Source organism: Mesorhizobium sp. M0960, from assembly GCF_040319055.1.
GTDB lineage: Bacteria > Pseudomonadota > Alphaproteobacteria > Rhizobiales > Rhizobiaceae > Mesorhizobium.
The window spans coordinates 1-20,000 of record NZ_JAMYNN010000011.1 but is presented as its reverse complement, the minus strand read 5'-3'; the positions used below and the strand labels follow the sequence as shown (position 1 = coordinate 20,000).

Annotated in this window: 16 protein-coding genes and 1 pseudogene (1 of these 17 running past the window's edge); 4 read left to right on the top strand and 13 right to left on the bottom strand. The window is 64.2% G+C overall.

All coding sequences use genetic code 11. From position 1 onward, the window contains the following. A protein-coding gene (locus NKH63_RS19715) for a M23 family metallopeptidase (RefSeq protein ID WP_352918460.1) crosses the window boundary here: on the top strand, positions 1-987 show its 3' portion. It extends 972 nt beyond the left edge of the window; the window shows 987 of its 1,959 coding nt (coding positions 973-1,959); its start codon lies beyond the left edge, outside the window; the stop codon is at positions 985-987. 17 nt (positions 988-1,004) lie between these two features. Here the strand turns inward: NKH63_RS19715 and NKH63_RS19710 are convergent, their stop codons facing one another. Then, positions 1,005-2,570: an MFS transporter gene (locus NKH63_RS19710; protein ID WP_352896194.1), complete on the bottom strand. Its 1,566-nt coding sequence runs from the start codon at positions 2,568-2,570 to the stop codon at positions 1,005-1,007. Between the two features lie 170 nt (positions 2,571-2,740). On the opposite strand from NKH63_RS19710, the gene NKH63_RS19705 reads away from it, so the two are divergent. Then, positions 2,741-3,373, top strand: coding sequence for a TMEM175 family protein (locus NKH63_RS19705; RefSeq protein WP_352496396.1), 633 nt, complete (start codon positions 2,741-2,743; stop codon positions 3,371-3,373). A gap of 20 nt (positions 3,374-3,393) precedes the next feature. Here the strand turns inward: NKH63_RS19705 and NKH63_RS19700 are convergent, their stop codons facing one another. The 9 genes from NKH63_RS19700 to NKH63_RS19660 all read right to left on the bottom strand — a co-directional run bounded on the left by NKH63_RS19700 (position 3,394) and on the right by NKH63_RS19660 (position 16,028). Further along, a complete protein-coding gene (locus tag NKH63_RS19700) occupies positions 3,394-4,860 on the bottom strand; it encodes a L,D-transpeptidase family protein (protein WP_352496395.1) in 1,467 nt (488 codons plus the stop codon). Positions 4,861-5,095: 235 nt separating this feature from the next. After that, on the bottom strand, positions 5,096-5,461 hold the full coding sequence (locus NKH63_RS19695; RefSeq protein ID WP_352918457.1) for an MmcQ/YjbR family DNA-binding protein: 366 nt from the start codon (positions 5,459-5,461) through the stop codon (positions 5,096-5,098). Positions 5,462-5,561: 100 nt separating this feature from the next. Further along, positions 5,562-8,168, bottom strand: coding sequence for an ATP-dependent chaperone ClpB (gene clpB, locus NKH63_RS19690; protein ID WP_352896197.1), 2,607 nt, complete (start codon positions 8,166-8,168; stop codon positions 5,562-5,564). A 238-nt stretch (positions 8,169-8,406) separates the two neighbouring features. Continuing rightward, positions 8,407-9,321, bottom strand: coding sequence for a DUF4167 domain-containing protein (locus tag NKH63_RS19685; protein WP_245278741.1), 915 nt, complete (start codon positions 9,319-9,321; stop codon positions 8,407-8,409). 331 nt (positions 9,322-9,652) lie between these two features. Continuing rightward, a complete protein-coding gene (prmC, locus tag NKH63_RS19680) occupies positions 9,653-10,531 on the bottom strand; it encodes a peptide chain release factor N(5)-glutamine methyltransferase (RefSeq protein WP_352818572.1) in 879 nt (292 codons plus the stop codon). After that, positions 10,524-11,603 carry a peptide chain release factor 1 gene (gene prfA, locus NKH63_RS19675; RefSeq protein WP_352918455.1) on the bottom strand — a complete coding sequence of 360 codons (1,080 nt, stop codon included), beginning with the start codon at positions 11,601-11,603 and terminating at the stop codon, positions 10,524-10,526. The genes prmC and prfA overlap by 8 nt, the downstream gene beginning before the upstream one ends. 8 nt (positions 11,604-11,611) lie before the next feature. Next, a complete protein-coding gene (gene ptsP / locus NKH63_RS19670; protein ID WP_352483551.1) occupies positions 11,612-13,882 on the bottom strand; it encodes a phosphoenolpyruvate--protein phosphotransferase in 2,271 nt (756 codons plus the stop codon). A 130-nt stretch (positions 13,883-14,012) separates the two neighbouring features. Next, positions 14,013-15,266 carry an aspartate kinase gene (locus NKH63_RS19665; protein ID WP_352496390.1) on the bottom strand — a complete coding sequence of 418 codons (1,254 nt, stop codon included), beginning with the start codon at positions 15,264-15,266 and terminating at the stop codon, positions 14,013-14,015. A 195-nt stretch (positions 15,267-15,461) separates the two neighbouring features. After that, the gene (locus NKH63_RS19660) at positions 15,462-16,028 is read right to left on the bottom strand and encodes a putative glycolipid-binding domain-containing protein (RefSeq protein WP_023722293.1); all 567 of its coding nucleotides are present in this window, start codon (positions 16,026-16,028) and stop codon (positions 15,462-15,464) included. 217 nt (positions 16,029-16,245) lie between these two features. On the opposite strand from NKH63_RS19660, the gene ubiG reads away from it, so the two are divergent. After that, complete coding sequence (gene ubiG / locus NKH63_RS19655) at positions 16,246-16,995, top strand: bifunctional 2-polyprenyl-6-hydroxyphenol methylase/3-demethylubiquinol 3-O-methyltransferase UbiG (protein ID WP_352483548.1); 750 nt, start codon at positions 16,246-16,248, stop codon at positions 16,993-16,995. Between the two features lie 19 nt (positions 16,996-17,014). Here ubiG and NKH63_RS19650 read toward each other — a convergent pair whose 3' ends face one another. After that, complete coding sequence (locus NKH63_RS19650) at positions 17,015-17,905, bottom strand: DMT family transporter (protein WP_352483547.1); 891 nt, start codon at positions 17,903-17,905, stop codon at positions 17,015-17,017. Positions 17,906-18,001: 96 nt separating this feature from the next. Here NKH63_RS19650 and NKH63_RS19645 point away from each other — a divergent pair, with 96 nt between their 5' ends. Then, entirely contained in the window at positions 18,002-18,487 is a 486-nt protein-coding gene (locus NKH63_RS19645; protein WP_023722290.1) for a MarR family winged helix-turn-helix transcriptional regulator, read from the top strand. Between the two features lie 39 nt (positions 18,488-18,526). Here the strand turns inward: NKH63_RS19645 and NKH63_RS19640 are convergent, their stop codons facing one another. Both NKH63_RS19640 and NKH63_RS19635 read right to left on the bottom strand, forming a co-directional pair. Next, positions 18,527-19,180, bottom strand: coding sequence for a Vgb family protein (locus NKH63_RS19640; RefSeq protein ID WP_023722289.1), 654 nt, complete (start codon positions 19,178-19,180; stop codon positions 18,527-18,529). A gap of 9 nt (positions 19,181-19,189) precedes the next feature. Further along, positions 19,190-20,000: pseudogene (locus tag NKH63_RS19635) on the bottom strand (hypothetical protein); the annotation flags it as partial.

Genomic DNA, 20,000 nt, shown 5'->3' with positions numbered 1-20,000 from the left:
GGCGACGCCGCCAAGATCGTTCGCACCAGCGTTTACGACAGGACCCAGCACATCGTCACCATCGCGCTCGACGACCGCGACCAATACGTGCCGGCGCAGGAGCCGGAGCCAAATCCCGAATTGCTGACGGCGTTCGACGATTCGCCTGCGCCCGTGGTGCGCGGCAATCTACCGAACGTCTATGACGGCATCTATCGCACCGCCTATTCCTACGGCATGTCCAAGGCGATGACGCAGCGGCTGATCAAGTTGCTGGCATCCGGTGTCGATTTCCAGTCGCGCCTCAGTCCCACGGATCGCATCGAGGTGCTGTTCTCGCAGCCCGATGGCGACGACCAGGCGTCCGACGAATCCGAGCTGCTTTACGTCTCCGCGACTTTCGGCGGCACGACGCGAAATTTCTACCGTTTCCAGATGCAGGACGGCAGCACCGACTATTTCGACGAAAACGGCAGCAGCGCCCAGCAGTTTCTGCTTCGCAGTCCCTTGCCCAATGGCAGGTTTACGTCGGGGTTCGGTGCCAGGCGCCACCCCATTTTGGGGTATGTGAAAATGCATACCGGCACCGACTGGGCAGCTCCGGTGGGCTCGCCGATTATTGCCGCGGGCAACGGCGTCGTCGAAAAGGCCGGCTGGGCTGGCGGCTATGGCAAGCAGATCATCCTGCGGCACGCCAATGGTTACGAGACGTCCTACAATCACCAGAGCGCCTTTGCCAAGGGCATCGAGCCGGGTGTTCGCGTCCGCCAGGGTCAGGTTATCGGCTATCTCGGCTCAACCGGCCTCTCCACCGGTCCGCATCTTCATTACGAACTGATCGTCAACGGCACCAAGGTCGATTCGATGCGCGTCCGCCTGCCGGTCGGCAAGACGCTGAAGGGCGACGACCTCGTCGCCTTCAAGCGCGAGCGCGAACGCATCGACGACCTGCTCAAGCAGGAAGACAGCAATCAGTTGAAGGTAGCGAGCGCCAAGATCGAAGGCTGAGCCGACGTTTTTCGTCGTCAGCCCTGCTGATTCGCCGTGTCGCGCGCCCATGGCAGCCGCTCGCCGGAAACCGTCGTCCAGGCGGTGATTGCCGAAAGCAGGCAAAGCAGCGCGGTCACTGCGGCAACGGCCGCGAATGCCGCGTCGCTGGCGGCAAGCCGTGCCGCATCGAGATCGGGCGCCAGGCCGGCGGGCGCCGGTTCGCCGAAACCCGGAATGCCGGAGCCGGCACCGGTATCGAGCACGGCAGCGTAGACCCAGGCCGCCAGCGATCCCATCGCCGCCACGGCAATCAGGCCGCCGATGCGCGAGACGGCGTTGTTGATGCCCGAGGCCGCACCCGTATCCTTGTCCTCGACCGCCGTCATGATGGCGGTCGAGAGCGGCGACACCACCAGCGCCATGCCGAACCCCATCAGCGCCATCAGCGGGAACACCCCCAACCAGAAATTGTGGATGCCCCAATAGGCCAGCAAGGCAAGCCCGGCAAAGGCAACAGCCACCACCAGACTGCCGCTGGCGATCGGAAAGCGAGGCCCGATGCGGTCGGACCACTGGCCGACCGGCCCGGACAGCAGCGCGATCAATGCCGACAGCGGCAGGAAGATGAAGCCGACCTCGGCCGTGCTCAGCCCCCATCCGGCGATCATGAGCATCGGCAGATAGAACAGATTGGCCGACAGCGCGAAATAAAGGAAGAAGGTCGCCACATTGGCGCCCGCAAACGCCCCAATCCGAAACAGCGATAGGTCGATCATCGGCTCGCGCCGCCGGCGTTCGAAGACTATGAACACGACGAGCAAAACTGCGCCGGCGGCAATACTCGGGCCGGACATCAGCCCCTCCCCGTCACCGCTCATCGAGGTCAGGCCGTAAGCGAGCGCTCCGAACGCCAATATGGCGAGTGCTGCGCCGCCGAGATCGAGGCTGCGCTTTTCCGCCGGCGCGTCGGCGGGAACCTTGGCCAGCAGAAGATAGATCGAGATAAGACCGAGCGGCAGGTTGATGGCGAAGATCGCCCGCCAGATGCCGTCGCCGAAGGCCGACAGCACGAAGCCGCCCAGCACCGGACCGAGCGCCATCGTCAGCGCTGATGCCGCCGCCCAGATGCCGATCGCCCGGCCGCGTTCCTTTTTCGGATAGGCTTTGGCGATAATGGCCAGGCTGCCCGGCACCATGACGGCCGCTCCAACACCCTGGATAGCCCGAAACGCAATAAGCACCGCCGGGTTAGGCGCCAACGCGCAGGCAAGCGAGGCGGCGATGAACAGGACGATGCCGGCGACGAAGGAGTGGCGCAGGCCGAAGCGATCGCCAGCGGCGCCGCCGACGAGAATGAGGGCTGAAAGCGTCAATGCATAGGCATTGGAAATCCATTGCGCCTCGGCGAGGCTGGCGCCGAGGTCGACGCGGATCGCCGGCGTCGCAATAGCCAGGACCGATCCGTCGATAAAGCCGAGTGCGGAAGCCAGGATCGCCGCGATCAGCACGAACCGCCGCTGCGCCTGCGGGCAAAACGTATCGGACGGAAGTGAGCCGGTCAGGGGAACGGCGCCGGTACCGACTTTGGTTGGCGTGTGCATGCTGCCTTACCTAGACCGCCGGGGGGCCAGCGACAACCGGCCAGCAGGCTGTTCTCGTTGAAACCAGCCCGAACCTGGCCATGCAGGCAGGACCACGCCAGTGCGGGTGCAAACGGCCGATGCCGTGCTAAGCTTCTTGCAGCGCGACTGGCAAGGGGGAAAATACCCGCATGAAACGACCGCTCGAACCCTCGGCGGAAGGACGTGGGCGCGTCGTCGGCATCACCGACGGCGTGTTCGCCATCGCGCTCACCCTGATCGTTCTCGAGATCAGGGTGCCAGCGCATGAAACGGTGCATTCCGAAAACGAGTTGATCGCCGCGGTCGCAGCACTGGCGCCGCGTTTTCTGACCTATGCGCTCAGCTTCCTGACGCTGACCATCTTCTGGTTCGGCCAGCAGGCGCAGCACGGGCTGATCGCGAAGTCCGACAGGCGGCTTGCCACGCTGAACCTTTGTTTTCTCGGTTTCATCGCCTTGCTGCCGTTCTCGACCGATCTTTTGGCCGACTTCCTCGAATTCAGAACCGCCGTGCTCGTCTACTGGCTCAATCTTTTGATGCTCGGGCTGACGCTGCTCGCCAGTTGGCGCTATGCGGACAAAAACGGCCTCCTGGCGGAAGGCGTCGATGCGGAGACCACCCGAACGGTCTATCTGCGCATCGTCAAGGCGCAGATCCTGTGGGCGATCGGCGCTGCACTCTGCCTCGTCAGCCCGCTGCTCAGCGTCGGCTTCATGTTGGTGGTGCAGCTGATCTATGCGGCGGCGCCACGCGCGCGATTGCTGCGCAAGATCATCGGGTGAGTGGAGCGAAAACGCTCAACTCAGTCGACGAACTCCACCGTCACGCCGGGCGACACGATTTTGGCCAGCTCGCGCGCGTCCCAATTGGTCAGCCGCACGCAGCCATGGCTTTCGGTCTTGCCGATCTTGGACGGATCCGGGGTGCCGTGAATGCCATAGGTCGGCTTGTCCAGCGCAATCCAGACCGAGCCGACCGGACCGTTCGGCCCCGGCGGGATGGTCAGGATCCTGTCGTTTTCGCCCTGCTTGAAATTGATGTTCGGGTTGTAGGTGTAATTCGGATCCAACGCGACACGCGACACCGCATGGGTGCCGGACGGCGACGGCGTGTCCGACGAGCCGATGGTCGCCGGATAGGCCGCGACCAGCTTGCCCGCCGCATCATAGGCGCGGACCTGCTTGTTGGCCTTGTCGGCGATGATGCGCGCCACCGGCGTCGCCACCAGCCTGCCGAAATTGGCGACCTTGATGATGGTGCCGGGGCGGCTGAAATTGGCGTCCGGATTGAGCGATTTCAGATAGGCCTCGTCCATGTGGAAGCGCTCGGCCAGCGCCTCGGGCACCGACGTGTAGCCCATGCGGTCGAGCTGGGCCTTTTGGCTGTAGTCCTCCGGTATCGAGGCGACATAGGGGCCGGCCGCATCCTCGGGCGTGATCGTATAGGAGGCGAAGGCATCGCCACCGGATTGCGCCAGGGCGGCCTGGATGCCGATCGCATCGGTCGATTTCAGATTGCTGCCGGTGATCTCATTATAGGCGGCAAGCGCCTTGTCGACATTCGAGCCGAAGCGTCCGTCGATGACGCCTGGCGAAGAACCGGCACGGTCGAGCAGCACCTGCAGTGCCGCCACGTCCTGGCGGGCGCCGAGCGATAACGACGGGTCGACCGCCGTTTTGCCGCCAGTGCTTGGCGGCAAGGCCGCCTGCTCGCCCGGCACTGTCGGTTCGACCGGCTCGATCGAAGCCTCATTGAGCGGCTGGCGCTCAATGGTGCGCGGCTTCACCGGCTGCGCTTCCTCCGGAAAATTGTTGCCATAGCCGCCGTCATCCCGCGGCGCTTCGGGGAAGACTTCTGCCGAATTGTCGCCATAGGGGTCGTACTCGTCAGCCGGCGGCACGATGACCCTGCCTTCGTCTTCCAACCGCCTGCGACGGAACCGCGCCGTGTCCTCCGGATCGTCAAGATAATAGCGGTCGTCTTCGACCGGTCCGAGATTGCGCAGGCGCTCGCGGCGCAAGGCACGGCGATCGAGCCTGGTCTGCGGCGGCTGGATGGCGATAACCTTGCCGGTCTCCGCATCGACGATGACGCGGTTTCCCCTGGCGTCGTAATAGATGTCGAGATTGCCGTTCTGGGCGACAAGAATGCCGCCGTCATCGGCAGCACGACCCACCCGTGGCGCAGTATCCACTATCGGCGATGCCATCGTATTCGAAGCCAGCAGCCCGGCAGCAAGCGCTGAAAGGGTAAAGATGGTGCGCAACATGGTGGCCAAAATTCTCCGGTCCGTAATTGCCGCCGCCGGCATTGTCTCTCAAGAGCGCCGCGCGTCCTTTTGGGCTTAAGGACACTCTAACGCTTTAAATCTCCGCATCGTGCTTTGCGAAAATCAAAACTCGATTTCGGGCCGATGTGGTCGCGAACCCCTTCGCCAGCAAATCACTTGCGTACGATAAGGTTCCAATATGAACCGGGCATGAAGATGGCGGATTTCTGGCAGATCAACCGGCAATGAGTCCCAATTCCTTGCGCGCCTGCTTCGTCAGCTTCAGCGCGACGAGACGGTGGCTTTCGCGCAGATAATCCTTCAGCGCCTCGTCATCCATGCTTTCGCCTGTCTGGCGCTGGATCCATTTCATGCCGCGCGAGGCGAGATAGGGCGCCGGCCGAAGGCCCGGCTGTTCCCTCAGCACGTCATAGGCGATATCGGAGCATTTGAAGGTGAAGAACGGCTCTTTGCCTTCACTCCAGCCGCCGATTGCAAACACCTTGCCGCCGACTTTCCAGACATGGGCGCCGCCCCACTGCACGACATGGGTCGTCGAAGGCAGCGAGGCGCAGAAGCTGTTATAATCGTCCAGCGTCATCTGCGCCCCGCCAATGATGGTAGACCATGAGATCATGGTCAAAAAAGAAGAGAGGAGCCCATCCCGATTCCATCGGGATGGAACAGGCTTTGGCTTGAAGTCAGGCGGCCGCCTCGGTTGCCACGACCGCCGGCTTCGAGCGGAAGTTCAGCCGGTCGGACCCGGCGGTGACCTTGACGGTCGAGCCGTCGAGGATCTCGCCGAGCAGGATCTTTTCCGCCAGCGGATCCTGCAATTCCTTCTGCATCACCCGCTTCAGCGGCCGCGCGCCGTAGGCCGGATCATAGCCCTTGGCCGCCAGCCAGTCGATCGCCTCCTGATCGAGCGAAAGCGCGATCTTGCGGTCGACAAGCAGGTTTTCCAGCCGCTTGAGCTGGATTTCGACGATGCGGCCCATATCCTGCCGGCGCAACCGGTGGAACAGGATCACCTCGTCGATGCGGTTGAGGAATTCCGGCCGGAACGAAGCCCTGACCACATTCATCACCTCGTCGCGCACCACGTCGACATCCTGGTCCTCGCCGAGATTGACCAGATATTCGGCGCCGAGGTTGGACGTCATGATGATCAGCGTGTTGCGGAAGTCGACCGTACGGCCCTGCCCGTCGGTCAGCCGGCCGTCGTCGAGCACCTGCAGCAGCACGTTGAACACGTCCGGATGCGCCTTCTCGATCTCGTCGAACAGCACGACCTGATAGGGCCGCCGCCGGATCGCTTCGGTCAGCGCGCCGCCTTCCTCATAGCCGACATAGCCGGGGGGCGCGCCGATCAGCCGGGCGACCGAGTGCTTCTCCATGAACTCCGACATGTCGATGCGCACCATGGCGCTCTCGTCGTCGAACAGGAAGCTGGCCAGTGCCTTGGTCAGTTCGGTCTTGCCGACGCCCGTCGGTCCGAGGAACATGAACGAGCCGAGCGGCCGGTTCGGGTCCTGCAGGCCGGCGCGCGCACGGCGCACCGCTTTCGACACCGCCTGCACCGCCTCACCCTGGCCGACGACGCGCTTGCCGACCTCGTCTTCCATGCGCAACAGCTTGTCGCGTTCGCCTTCCAGCATCTTGTCGACCGGGATCCCCGTCCAGCGCGACACGATATGAGCGACGTGATCGGGGCCGACCACTTCCTCGACCATGCCGGCCTTGCCATCCCTGGCTTCAGCCTGCTTCAGCTGCTTTTCGAGTTCCGGGATCTTGCCATAGGCAAGTTCGCCGGCGCGCTGGAATTCGCCCTTGCGCTGCGCAATGGCAAGTTCGTTGCGCGCCTCGTCGAGCTGCTTCTTGAGGTCGGCGGCAAGCCCGAGCTTCTGCTTCTCGGCCTGCCACTTCGAGGTCAGCTCGGTCGATTCCTCCTCGAGGTTCGAGAGTTCCTTCTCAAGCCGGGTGAGCCGGTCCTTCGAGGCATCGTCCTTCTCGACCTTGAGCGCCTCGCGCTCGATCTTGAGCTGCATGATGCGGCGATCGATCTCGTCCAGCGCCTCGGGCTTCGAATCGACCTGCATCCTGAGCCGCGAGGCGGCCTCGTCGACGAGATCGATCGCCTTGTCCGGCAAGAAGCGGTCGGCGATGTAGCGGTTTGACAGCGTAGCGGCCGCGACCAGCGCCGAATCCGAGATGCGCACCTTGTGGTGCTGCTCGTATTTCTCTTTCAGGCCGCGCAGGATCGAGACGGTGTCTTCGACCGTCGGCTCATTGACGAAGACCGGCTGGAAGCGGCGGGCAAGGGCCGCATCCTTCTCGACATGCTTGCGGTATTCGTCGAGCGTGGTGGCGCCGACGCAGTGCAGTTCGCCGCGGGCCAGCGCCGGCTTCAGCAGGTTCGACGCATCCATGGCGCCATCCGCCTTGCCGGCGCCGACCAGGGTGTGCATCTCGTCGATGAACAGGATGATGCCGCCGGCGGCAGACGTGACTTCGGAAAGCACCGCCTTCAGCCGCTCCTCGAACTCGCCGCGGTATTTGGCGCCGGCGATCAGCGACCCCATGTCGAGCGCCATCAGCTGCTTGTCCTTGAGCGATTCCGGCACATCGCCATTGACGATGCGCAGCGCCAGCCCTTCGGCGATCGCCGTCTTGCCGACGCCGGGTTCGCCGATCAGCACCGGGTTGTTCTTGGTGCGGCGCGACAGCACCTGGATGGTGCGGCGAATTTCGTCATCACGGCCGATGACCGGATCGAGCTTGCCCGCGCGGGCGTCCGCCGTCAGGTCGCGCGCGTATTTCTTCAGCGCGTCGTAGCCCTGCTCGGCGCTCGCCGAATCGGCGGTGCGACCTTTGCGTACGTCGTTGATGACCTGGTTCAGCGCCTGCGGCGTGACACCCGCCTTGGACAGGATGTCGGCGGTCTTGGCCGACTTTTCCATGGCAAGCGCCTGCAAAAGCCGTTCGACGGTAACGAAGCTGTCACCGGCCTTCTTGGCCAGTTCCTCGGCGGTCGAGAACACCTTTGCCAGCGGCTGCGCCAAATAGAGCTGGCCATTGCCGCCCTCGACCTTGGGCATTGCCTCCAGTGCCGTTTCGACGCCGAGCTTGACGTCACGGACATTGCCGCCGGCGCGCTCGATCAGCGACGCAGCCAGGCCCTCGTCGTCGTCGACAAGGACCTTAAGAATATGCTCGGGGGTGAATTGCTGGTGGCTGCGGGAAAGCGCCATGGTTTGCGCGGACTGGATAAAGCCACGCACGCGCTCGGAATATTTTTCAAGATTCATGCCTGTCTCCTTCCGTCACCGGCCCGCTTCGCGGCACCGGATCGGATTGCGGTGACGGACCCGCCCGTTCGAGCCGGATCCTGTTCACGCAAGATATGGGACGCAAACCACGGACCCTCAAGACGCCTCGACGCTGGCGAACGCATAATATTCCGAGCGCGCAAAACAAAAACGGCGGAGATTTCTCTCCGCCGTCCAGGGTAAAGGATGCGCTAAGATCGCCTGAACGTTTCTTCGATCAATTCTCGACGTCGGCAATAGTAGGTTGACCGCCGGCGTCTTCAGCCGGCGCCGCATCGACATTGCCAGTTTCGGCACTGTCAGGGCCGGAACTGTCAGGGCCGGCATTGTCGTTGCCGCCATTTGCCTGTTCGACATCGAGGCGCGGACGACGCGGACGCCTGGGGCGGCGGGCCGGGCTGTTTTCGGCCGCGGCTTCGTTGAGCTCGGCCTGGGCGGCGAGACCCGCCGGCGAAAGGTTTTCGAATTGCGGTGCGGGCTCGCTCACAAAGACCGGCTCAGCGGCCGGCACGGGCTCTGCCTGCGCCGGCGTCTCGTCGCGCCGTGGCTGTTCGACGCGCTGACCACCCTGCTGCTCGCCGCGCGCGCCATATTCGCCGCGCTGGCCGTTCTGGCCGTAACCGCCATTGGGGCGACGGTCGCGGTGGCGTCCGCCATTGTTGTCGCGGCCGCCCCGATTGTCGCGGCTGTTTTCCTGGTTCAGAGCCAGCTCGGCCGGCGTGCCATCGATGACCGGCTGCGGGCCGGCACCGTGATTGGCCGAAGCCGAGGCCTCGTTGGCATTGTTGTTGCCGGCATTGTCGAACTCATCGCGATCCTCGTCGCCGTCATCGTCGAAATCATCTCGATTCTGCTGCGCGTTCTGGATCGGCATCTGTGCCTGAGCGGCTGCGATGATGCGGTTATAGTGCTCTGCATGCTGGAGATAGTTTTCCGCCATCACCCGGTCGCCGGAGCTTTGCGCGTCACGGGCAAGGGTTGCGTACTTCTCGGCAATCTGCTGAGCCGATCCGCGGATCTTCACGTCCGGACCGTTGCTCTCATAGTTGCGCGTCAGGGGATTCGGCCCCTTACGGTTGTTGTTGTTATTGTTGTTGCCGCCGCCGCCGCCATTGTTGTTGCGACCGCGCATGCGCCTGTTTTGCTGTTGTGGCCTCATTAGACTCTCTTCACTTTGAAATTTTCGAAAAACTCTTCACGAACGGAGGCGCTCATGCGGCCAGCCGTTTCGTTCCTTCACCGGCGTTCGCCCGCATCAATTGCGTTGGCGCCACGTGCCATCCTGTTCCGGTTACTTCACTTGCCGGACGATTCCCGCACGAAGCTTGGGCGTCGTTTGCGCAAGAAGGCAGCTATTTCCAAGGAAAACCGAATCGCTAAGAGCACTGCCTGCTTCGTCTCATCCGGTTAAGGCGACCCTAGCCGCATTCCCCGGTATTGCCAAGCGCTTTTTTCGCACTGCATCACGGCTTCCACTGTTCGAACACAAGAACTCTGTCGTTTCCGCCGAGATCACGAAACACCCCGACCGGACAGTACCCGGCCGCGGAGAATATCCCCGTAACCTGTTGGTGCTGCGTATGGCCGATCTCGACCGCAATCCTGCCTTGGAGTTCCAAATAGGCTGCCGCTCCTGCGGCGATCTTCCTGTAGGGGCTCAGACCGTCCACGCCGCCATCCAGGGCCTGGCGTGGATCGAAACCGCGGACCTCGTCCTGCAGATTTCCAATGTCGTCTGAGGGTATATAGGGAGGGTTTGCGACAATTACATGGTACCGGCCAGAAACTTTTTCAAACCAGTCGGATTTGAGCGCCGTGAACCGACCGGCGAGCCCCAATTCCCCGGCATTACGCATGGCCGTGACCAGCGCCTCTCGCGAAATGTCGACGCCGGTGGCGGTCGCGGCCGGGACAGCGCTGAGCAGCGCCAGCGCGATGGCACCGGTGCCGGTCCCCAGATCGAGGACGCGGCAGCCGCCTTCGCGTGCCGCCATTGCCTTGACGAAGGGCAGTATAGCCTCGACCAGCGTTTCGGTATCCGGCCGCGGCTCCAGCGTTTGCGGCGAAAGCGACAGGCGCAAGCCGTAGAATTCGCGATAGCCGAGGATGCGGTGCACCGGCTCGCCGGCGATACGCCGCCGCAGTGCGGCATCGATCGCTGCTCTCACGCCCGCATCGACCGTTTGCTCGGGATCGGCGATGGCCTGCGTGCGGGTCGTGCCGGAAAAATGCTCGACGATCAGCCTGGCATCGAGCGCCGGATCCGCGATCCCGGCCGCGGTAAGCCGGTTTCGCGCCTCCCGCAACAGTGAGGCGAGCGTGCCGGGCAGGCCGTCAGCCATCGAGGCCGATATCGGCGAGCAGCTTCGACTGGTGATCGGCGATCAGCGCGTCGATGATCTCGTTAAGCTCACCCATCATCACCCGGTCGAGCTTGTAGAGCGTCAGGTTGATGCGATGATCGGTGACGCGCCCTTGCGGAAAATTATAGGTGCGGATGCGTTCCGAGCGATCGCCCGAGCCGACCTGCGACTTGCGCGATTCGGAGCGTTCCTCGTCCGCCTTGCTGCGCTCGAGATCGTAGAGCCTGGCGCGCAGGATCTGCATGGCCCTCGCCCGGTTCTGGTGCTGCGACTTTTCCGCCTGCACCACCATGATGCCGGTCGGCAGATGGGTGATGCGCACGGCCGAATCGGTGGTGTTGACGTGCTGGCCGCCGGAACCCGAGGCGCGCATCGTGTCGATGCGGATGTCTTCGGCCCTGATGTCGATATCGACCTCTTCCGCTTCCGGCAACACCGCGACCGTCGCCGCCGAGGTATGGATGCGCCCGCCCGCCTCCGTCGTCGGCACGCGCTGCACGCGGTGCACGCCGGATTCGAATTTCAGATGCGCAAAGACGCCCTTGCCCGAAACGGTGGCTATGATTTCCTTGTAGCCGCCGACCTCGCCCTCGCTGGCCGACACCGTCTCGAAACGCCAGCCATGCGCCGCGGCATAGCGCTCGTACATGCGAAATAGGTCGCCGGCGAAAAGTGCCGCCTCGTCACCGCCGGTGCCGGCGCGGATTTCGAGAATGGCGTTCTTTTCGTCGGCGGCATCCCTTGGCAACAGCAGGATTTGGATGTCCTGCTGCAGCGCCTCGATGCGATGCTTGACCCCTGGCAGATCGGCCTCGGCCAAGGCCCGCATCTCGGCGTCGGTGCCCTTGTCGGCGAGCATCGCCTCCAGATCGGCCTGTTCGCGCTCGGCGGCGCGTAGCGCCCTGATCTTTGCCACCATCTCCTGGATGTCGGCATATTCGGAGGCCATCCTGACATAGGCGTCCGCCGCCGGCCCGGCCGACATCTGCGCTTCGAGCATGTCGAAACGCTTGACGACTTGGTCCATACGGTCGCGGGGCAGGTTGATCATGGCGAAGTCTACAACGGTATGGAGCGGTCGTCGGCAAAGGCTTGCAGCAGCGCCCGCATCGGCAGGCCTTGCGCCGGCGCCATCAGATTGTCGTCGAAGAACGCTTCCAGTTCGCTGAGCGGCAGTTCCGTCAGCATCGCCTTGACCGGGCCGATCGAAGCCGGCGACATCGAGATCGAGCGGTAGCCAAGGCCGATCAGCGCCATCGCCGAAATCGGCTTGCCGGCAAGTTCGCCGCACAGGGTCACCGGCGTATGGTTGCGCGCTCCGGCGTCGGCAATTTTCTTCAAAACACGCAGGAACGGCGTCGAGAGCGGGTCGAAGCGGTCGGACAATTGGGTGTTGCCGCGATCCACCGCCATGACGAACTGGAACAGATCGTTCGAGCCGACCGAGACGAAATCGACCGCCTTCATCAACTCGTCGAGCTGGAACAGCAGCGACGGCACCTCCAGCATCGCGCCCACCTTGAGGCTGGTCGGCAAATGATGGGCAAAGCGCGACAAATGCCGCACCTCGCGATCGATGATCTCGCGCGCCTGCACGATCTCGCCGAGTTCCGTCACCATTGGCAGCATCAGCTTCAGTTCGCGCCCGCCGCACGCCTTGAGCAGTGCGCGGATCTGGGTGCGCAGCAGGCCGGGCCGGTCGAGCGTCAGGCGGATGGCGCGCCAGCCGAGCGCCGGGTTCTCCTCCTGGATCGACCCCTTGAAATAGGGCAGCACCTTGTCGCCGCCGATATCGATGGTGCGGAACGTCACCGGCTTGCCGCGCGCCGCCTCGAGCACGTCGCGATAGAGCCGCTCCTGCGCTTCGGCGCGCGGAAAAGTCGAGGCGACCATGAATTGCAGCTCGGTGCGGAACAGGCCGATGCCGGCCGCGCCAGCTTCGGCCAGTTGCGGCAGGTCGACCGCCAGCCCGGCATTCATCAGAAGATCGACCTGGACACCGTCCTTGGTCACCGACGGCTTCTTGCGCAGCTCGCGGTAGACCTCCTGCCGCCGCGCCCTGAAGCGCACTTTCTCGGCATAGGCCGCCTCGAGGTCGGGCTGCGGGCGCAGATGGATCGCGCCTTCCTCGCCGTCGACGATGATGGCATCGCCGTTTTCCGCCATGGAAACGGCGCCCTTCATCTGGCCGGCGACCGGTATGCCCATCGCACGGGCCACGATGACGACATGGCTGGTCGCCGCGCCGTCCTCCAGCACCAGTCCGCGCAGCTTGTCTCTGGGATAGTCAAGCAGCTCGGCAGCACCCATCGAGCGGGCGACGATAATGGCGTCCTTGGGCAGCGAGGCCGCGACGTCCTCCGGTCCGCGCCCCATAAGCTGCCGCAGCAACCGGTTGGCGAGATCGTCGAAATCGCTCATCCGTTCGCGCAGATACGGATCGGTCATGTGCAGCATGCGGGCACGCATGTCGCTCTGCACCTTTTCGACCGCCGCTTCGGCCGTCAGGCCGTTGCGGATCGCCTCCTCCAGCCGGCGTACCCAGCCACGGTCGTTGGCGAACATGCGATAGGCTTCGAGCACCTGGCGATGCTCGCCCTCGAAGGCGACGTCGCGGCGCTCCAGCATGTCGTCGATGGAGAGCCTGAGCGAGCCGAGGGACGCGTCGAGCCGCCTGACCTCCTCCTCGCTGTCCTCGTTGAACAGGTTGGTGACGACAATGCGCGGCTCGTGCAGCACCACATGGCCGAGCCCGACGCCTTCATTGAAGGACAGGCCGGTAAAGCTTACCGGGCGACGCAGATCGAGCTCGAGGCCGGGGCGCGTCAGCCGCTCCAGATCGCCGGTGGCGATCATCTCGGCGATCACCATCGCCGTCGTTTCCAGCGCCTCGACCTCGTCGTCTCGATAATGGCGCATGGTCTTGTTCTGCACGACCAGGACGCCGAGCGTCCGCCCTGCCCTCAGCACCGGCACGCCGAGGAAGGAATTGTAGATTTCTTCCCCGGTCTCCGGCAGGTAGGCGAAGGCAGGATGCTCCTGTGCATTGGAAAGGTTGAGCGGCCGCGCCGAGGCCGCGATCGTGCCGACCAGGCCTTGACCCAGCCTGAGCTGCGCCAGGTGGACGGCGTTCGGGTTCAGGCCTTCGGTGGCGTAGAGCTCGAGCACCGAATCGGCGCGCAGCACATAGAGCGAGCAGACCTCGGCAACCATGTTGGAGGCGATGTCGCGCACGATCCGGTCAAGCCGCTCCTGCGGCTCCAGCGGCTCTTGCATGAGCTCGCGGAGCCGTTTCAGCAAAACGCGCGGGCCACTGGCCGAATCACGCATCGCGGCTTCTTCTCCAATAGCATTTCAGCCGGTGCAGGTTGCCCTGCACAGCGGCACAAACGCAACAACTCAATTAGAGCGCCGTGCGTCCAATTGAACGCATAAAGGCCGCTCCAAGACTTTCGATCTGCTACTGCTTATCCAGACCGTAGACGGAATGCAAAGTGCGAACTGCTAGTTCCGTATAGGGACCGTCGATCAGGATCGAAATCTTGATTTCGGACGTTGTAATGGCGCGGATGTTGATCGACCTGTCGGCCAGCGCCTTGAAGGCGGTGGCGGCGACGCCGGCATGGCTGCGCATGCCGATGCCGATGACCGAGACCTTTGACATGCCGGCTTCCGACTGCACCACATCGTAGCCGATCGTCGCCTTCAGCCGTTCGAGCACGGCAAGCGCCTTGTCGACGTCGCCGGATGGCACGGTGAAGGTCATATCGGTGAACTTGCCGTCCTCGGAAATGTTCTGGACGATCATGTCGACGTTGATGTTGGCCTCGGCGAGCGGCCCGAAAATGCCGGCGGCGACGCCCGGCCGGTCGCCGACGCGGCGCAGCGATATCTGCGCCTCGTCCTTGGCATAGGCAATTCCGGTGACGACCTGCTGTTCCACGATCTCTTCCTCGTCGCAAATAAGCGTTCCCGGCGGATTGAGCAAATCCCCCATTCCGGGTGCATCGGGATCGTCGAAGGACGACCGCACAAAGGTACGCACCCTGTGCACCATGGCAAGCTCGACCGAGCGCACCTGCAGGACCTTGGCGCCCAGCGAGGCCATTTCGAGCATTTCCTCGAAGGAAATCTTGGCCAGCCGCCGCGCCTTCGGCTCGATGCGCGGATCGGTCGTGTAGACCCCGTCGACATCGGTGTAGATGTCGCAGCGGTCGGCCTTGACCGCCGCCGCGATGGCGACAGCGCTGGTATCGGAACCGCCGCGGCCGAGCGTTGCGATCCGGTTGTCCGGCCCGATGCCCTGGAAACCGGCCACCACCGCCACCTGGCCTTCGCCGAAGCGCTTGATCAGGAACGCGCCGTCAATATCGAGAATGCGCGCCGCGCCATGCGCGTTGTCGGTCTTGATCGGGATCTGCCAGCCTTGCCAGGAGCGGGCATGCACGCCGATATTCTGCAGCGCGATCGCCAGCAAGCCGGCGGTGACCTGCTCGCCGGCCGCGACGACGGCGTCATATTCGCGCGCATCGTGCATCGGCGAGGCCTCGCGCGTCCAATGCACGAGCTCGTTGGTCTTGCCGGCCATCGCCGAGACCACGACGGCGACCTCATGGCCGGCATCGACCTCGCGTTTGACGTGACGCGCCACATTGCGGATGCGGGCGATGTCGGCGACGGACGTTCCGCCGAATTTCATCACGATGCGCGCCATGGAAGCGAAATGCCTTTGACTGAATGCCGGACCGAGGGCCGAAAAGCGGAAATGCGTCCGACCGGGCCGGACGCTCAATGCGCGGCCTCCTTAGCCAAATGATCGCGGTTTCGCAAGGCATGCCGCCGCTGCCGGCCAGGCGACACACGAGCGCAGTGTCACGCCTGCACTGCTTGTTGGCAAATGCCGCTCGCTTCAGCCCTGCAGTGCCGTGGCTCTCCACAGGCGCGGATAATCGAGGACGAAACCGAGCGGCGAGACCTCCAGCATCTCGTTGTAGCCGAACAGCGGCGCGGCATAGGCGTAGTGTGCTGCATCGACGCGCTGATAGGTCTGTTCCAGGTGCGTCAGCCTCAGGTCGGGAAATGTCAGATAGGCCGCCGGGGCGGGCGTCGCCGTGCCGACATCGAGGGCAAAACGGCGGAGCGCCAAAAGGTTTGTGGCAGGCGTGAAGCCGAGATCGACATCGATGAGACCGTCGGCTTCCGCTTGATGCTCGCCGTTCAGCGTCCATTGGCGCTCGGTAAGCCGGTCGATGCCATAATGCAGCTCTTGCGTGCCGAGGAAGCCGTCGGCACGCGCCGAGCGCGTATGCCAGCCGGTATCGCAGTCCACCTCGTAGGCGATGCTGCACGGCTTGCCGTCCTGGACGAAAAGCGCGTGTCCCCTGAGGTTCCACCCGGAACTCGCTTCCGACAGCAGGCAAGCGTCGTGGCCTTCCTGGTCAAGCCGGCGCCAAAGAATGGAAGCAACCGTTCGCATCGTTGTGCACTCCTTCGATCACCATGTCTCTGCTTCGTCCGCCAGGGCATTGGTGTTTCCTTCCGGGACACCATCAACTGACATGTGCTGACACAATTGCCTCCGGCAAAAGGCGGTGCTGTCAGGCATCACGCGCATCGCGCTGCCGGCGGTGAATTTCGCGCCTTGACATTCGCAGCCTTGCGCCCGACTTCCTAGCGTCCGAGGAGACCACGCCATGCCAGAGCCCCGACGATCGACGATCGATGCCGGAGAGGTGGAACGATTTTCCGCCCTTGCCGCCGAATGGTGGAACCCGAACGGCAAGTTCCGCCCGCTGCATAAGTTCAACCCGATCCGGCTTGCCTATATCCGTGACCAGGTGGCGGCCCGCTTCGGCCGTGATCCGCGTGCGGCACGGCCGTTCGAAGGCCTGCGCTTCCTCGACATAGGCTGCGGCGGCGGGCTTTTGTGCGAGCCGATGGCGCGGCTTGGCGCCGAAGTGGTCGGCGCCGATGCCTCCGCCACCAACATCGAAGTGGCCAAGCTGCATGCGGCGGAAGTCGGCGTGAGCGTTGACTACCGCGCCATGACCGCGGAAGACCTGGCCGACGCTGGCGAAAAATTCGACGTCATCCTCAACATGGAAGTGGTCGAGCATGTCGCCGATGTCGATCTGTTCCTGGCCAAATGCGGCGAGATGGTCAAGCCCGGCGGCATCATGTTCGTCGCCACCATCAACCGCACGCTGAAGGCCCTGGGCCTGGCCATCATCGGCGCCGAATATGTGCTGCGCTGGCTGCCCCGCGGCACCCACCAGTTCGGCAAGCTGGTGCGCCCCGAGGAACTCGAAAAGGCGCTTGCCGGCGCCGGCCTGACCGTCATCGACCGCACCGGGGTCAGCTACAGCCCGCTCGCCGATCGCTGGCAGCGGTCGAAGGACATGGACGTCAACTACATGGTGCTGGCGGAGAAGGTATCCGTCTGAAGCTTACGCCTTCTGGCCCCTATGTCTTCTGGCTTTGCGCCTTGGTGGTGATGAACACGCCGGCGGTGATGATGACGGCACCCGCCCAGGTCAGCAACTGATAGCGCTCGCCGAGGAAGAGCGTCCCGGCAAACAGCCCGACCGCCGCCGCCACATAGCCGATCTGGCTGAGATAGACCGGGCCGCCGACCGCTTGCAGGCGGAAGAAGAAGGCGAACATCGCCGAGGCTGATGCCACCTGTGCCGCAGCGACCAGCGGCACGCCGCCGAGCGAGCCGAATGCATTGCCGCCCAGCAGGACCAGAATGCCGGCAAGCAGCATCAAGGCTGCTGCCAGATGGCTGCCGACGGCAAGCTCGATCGGGCCGGTGTCTTCAGGCCAGTCGACGGTGCGGTAGATGTTGCCGGCGGCGAGGCTGACCGGGATGAGCAGGCCCATCGCCACCCAGAAAAATTCGGCCGGATGGCCCGCTTCCCCGCGCGTCACGGCCACCATGACTGCGCCCACGAAACCGACGACTATGCCGACGATGCCCAGCATGGTCGGGCGCCTGACCCCGAGCAGCATCGAGAACACCAGCGTGACGACCGGCGACAGCGTGAACATGATGCCGCTGTAGCCGGCGCCCAGATGCGGAATGGCTGAAAACATCAGCAGATTGGGGATTGCGTAGGAGACGGCCGCGGTGACAAAGAAATAGCGCAGCCTGTGCGGCGAAAGCCGCATGCGCTGCCCGTTGAGCAGCAATGCGCACAAAAGCACGCCGCCGGCGCCAAGCGAGATGACGAAGGCCCAGACCATGGCGGGGACGCCGGCCGCCGTCGCGATCTTGCCGAACGGCAGCGTCAGGCCGAGCAGTCCACCGGTGACGACCAGAAGGCCAAGCGCCGAGTCCCAGAGAAATTTCATCGCCGTCCCATCGCCTGTTCGCACTTGGCCGATACCACAAGCTGAGGTACGATAAGGTAAAGATTCTTCACGTCAAGATACATAACGGTGAGAGACATGGATCGCGCAGCAAAAGCGATCGAGCAGTGGAAAAAGGAACGGCCGGATCTCGATGTCTCGCCGATGGCCGTGCTCGGACGGTTGAACGAGGCTGCCTCGTTGATCGCGCGGGAGCGGCTGGCGCCGCTGTTTGCAAGTTACGGACTGCAATCCGGAGAATTCGATGTGCTGGCGACGCTGCGTCGTTCCGGGCCGCCATACGCGCTGACGCCGACCGCTCTGTACGAGGCGACGATGGTGACATCGGGCGCGATGACCAACCGCCTCGATCGGCTCGAGAAATCCGGCTTGATCAAGCGCGGGCCACATCCCGACGATCGCCGCGGCATCGTCGTACAACTGACCCGGAAGGGCCTCGCTTTGATCGACGAGGCGGTTGCCGCGCACGTTGCCAACGAGCACGAGATACTTTCCGGCCTGATACGCCCGGAGCAGGTCATGCTGGCACGCCTGCTCGAAAAATTGATCGCGAGCCTAGGCTAACCAAACCGGCCAAAAGGGCCGGCCGAGAAGGTGGAAAACTCAAATCCTGGCCGCGGAGCCTCGTTTGGGCCGGCGGACAGCTCTGATCTTGCCGCTGTTTCCGCCGCCACAGAAAAACTGGTCACCGCCATCGGATTCGAGCCCCGACACGCCTGTTCCTGGCGGCATATCGAGCTTCTCCAGGACCTTTCCCGTTTCAGGATCGATCCGCCGGACATCGCTCTCCTCACCCTCCCAGGTGCCATGCCACAGCTCGCCATCGACCCAGCTGACCCCGGTGACGACGCGGTTGGAAACGATGGTGCGAAGGATTGCCCCTGTCTCGGGATCGACCTGATGGATCTTTCGGCCCCGGTGCTGCCCGACCCAGAGTGTTCCTTCGGCCCAGGCGAGCCCGGAATCACCGCCATTGCCGGGCGCCGGGATCGACGCCAGCACCTGGCCATTCTTCGGATCGATCTTGTGGATGCGATCCTCGGCGATCTGATAGAGGTGCTGGCCGTCGAAGGCCGTGCCGGCGTGTGCCGCGACATCGATCGAGCGCACCACTTTGCCGCTCGCCGGATCGAAGGCGTTCAACCTGTCACCTGACGCAAACCAGACATGCTCACCGTCGAAGGTAACGCCGTCGACGTGGTCGACACCCGGAAAGGGTCCATATTCACGGAGGATTTCGGCTGAGGATCGTTTCATAATACCACCCTAGTAGCCCGGCAGCGGGCCGGGGAGTAACAAGATTGTCGGGAAACCCGGCACCGGCGGGGTCATCCAGCGACGCGCCCGCCCGCGGCCGAACGACTGCACCTTGCCTGACTGGGCGAGTTGCTCGAGCGCCCGCTGCACGGTACGCGAACTGGCTCCAAGCGCAATCGCCAAGGCCGAGCTCGACCACGACTCGCCGTCGGCGAGGAAGGCGAGCACCGCGGCATGATCGTCCTCGACGGGCGGCGCCAGCACGACGACCTCGCCGGCGCGGCGCGGCGCCAGGGCAAAGCCCCGCTTCGTCGCGCTCACATCGGCCAAGCTCCGAAGCTCCGCGCGAAGCCGCCCGATTTCGACCCGTAACCGCGCGCGATGTGATTCGTCCGCGTCCTTTCCCCGGAAAGCGCGCGCAATAAGCGTCGATCTTGCCACGTCCCCCGGCCAGGCTTCGGCCAGCGCGCGGGCAACAGCGAACAGCACCGGGCGGGTCGCCAGCGAGACGACGGTGTCTGCGACCCGCACGACATTGCGGCATGCATCCACCACGAGCGCCCCCGACGCCAGGAGCGCTTCGACTTCGTCGAGCAGAAGGGGCCGTTCCTCGCCACGGGCGACAAGGCGTGCCGCCGGCGTCTCCAGCACCAGCGATGCGCTCTCCACCTCTGCGGTCAGCGCGGGGATGCCGGCCGGGGGGGGGCGCCCCGCCCCCCCCCCGCGGGGGGGGGGCCGGGGGGGGGGCCGGCGGCGCGGGGGGGGGGGGGCGGGGGCGCCCCCCCCCCCGGGGGGGGCCGGGCGGGGGGGGGGCGGGGGG

What these genes read in the sequence shown, in the direction of transcription:
- NKH63_RS19710 (WP_352896194.1), bottom strand. Translation starts at nt 2,570, where the DNA reads ATGCACACGCCAACCAAAGTCGGTACCGGCGCCGTTCCCCTGACCGGC.
- NKH63_RS19685 (WP_245278741.1), bottom strand. Translation starts at nt 9,321, where the DNA reads ATGCGCGGTCGCAACAACAATGGCGGCGGCGGCGGCAACAACAATAAC.
- clpB (WP_352896197.1), bottom strand. Translation starts at nt 8,168, where the DNA reads ATGAATCTTGAAAAATATTCCGAGCGCGTGCGTGGCTTTATCCAGTCC.
- ptsP (WP_352483551.1), bottom strand. Translation starts at nt 13,882, where the DNA reads ATGCGTGATTCGGCCAGTGGCCCGCGCGTTTTGCTGAAACGGCTCCGC.
- NKH63_RS19650 (WP_352483547.1), bottom strand. Translation starts at nt 17,905, where the DNA reads ATGAAATTTCTCTGGGACTCGGCGCTTGGCCTTCTGGTCGTCACCGGT.
- prfA (WP_352918455.1), bottom strand. Translation starts at nt 11,603, where the DNA reads ATGATCAACCTGCCCCGCGACCGTATGGACCAAGTCGTCAAGCGTTTC.
- NKH63_RS19700 (WP_352496395.1), bottom strand. Translation starts at nt 4,860, where the DNA reads ATGTTGCGCACCATCTTTACCCTTTCAGCGCTTGCTGCCGGGCTGCTG.
- NKH63_RS19665 (WP_352496390.1), bottom strand. Translation starts at nt 15,266, where the DNA reads ATGGCGCGCATCGTGATGAAATTCGGCGGAACGTCCGTCGCCGACATC.
- NKH63_RS19695 (WP_352918457.1), bottom strand. Translation starts at nt 5,461, where the DNA reads ATGACGCTGGACGATTATAACAGCTTCTGCGCCTCGCTGCCTTCGACG.
- NKH63_RS19660 (WP_023722293.1), bottom strand. Translation starts at nt 16,028, where the DNA reads ATGCGAACGGTTGCTTCCATTCTTTGGCGCCGGCTTGACCAGGAAGGC.
- NKH63_RS19640 (WP_023722289.1), bottom strand. Translation starts at nt 19,180, where the DNA reads ATGAAACGATCCTCAGCCGAAATCCTCCGTGAATATGGACCCTTTCCG.
- NKH63_RS19705 (WP_352496396.1), top strand. Translation starts at nt 2,741, where the DNA reads ATGAAACGACCGCTCGAACCCTCGGCGGAAGGACGTGGGCGCGTCGTC.
- NKH63_RS19645 (WP_023722290.1), top strand. Translation starts at nt 18,002, where the DNA reads ATGGATCGCGCAGCAAAAGCGATCGAGCAGTGGAAAAAGGAACGGCCG.
- prmC (WP_352818572.1), bottom strand. Translation starts at nt 10,531, where the DNA reads ATGGCTGACGGCCTGCCCGGCACGCTCGCCTCACTGTTGCGGGAGGCG.
- ubiG (WP_352483548.1), top strand. Translation starts at nt 16,246, where the DNA reads ATGCCAGAGCCCCGACGATCGACGATCGATGCCGGAGAGGTGGAACGA.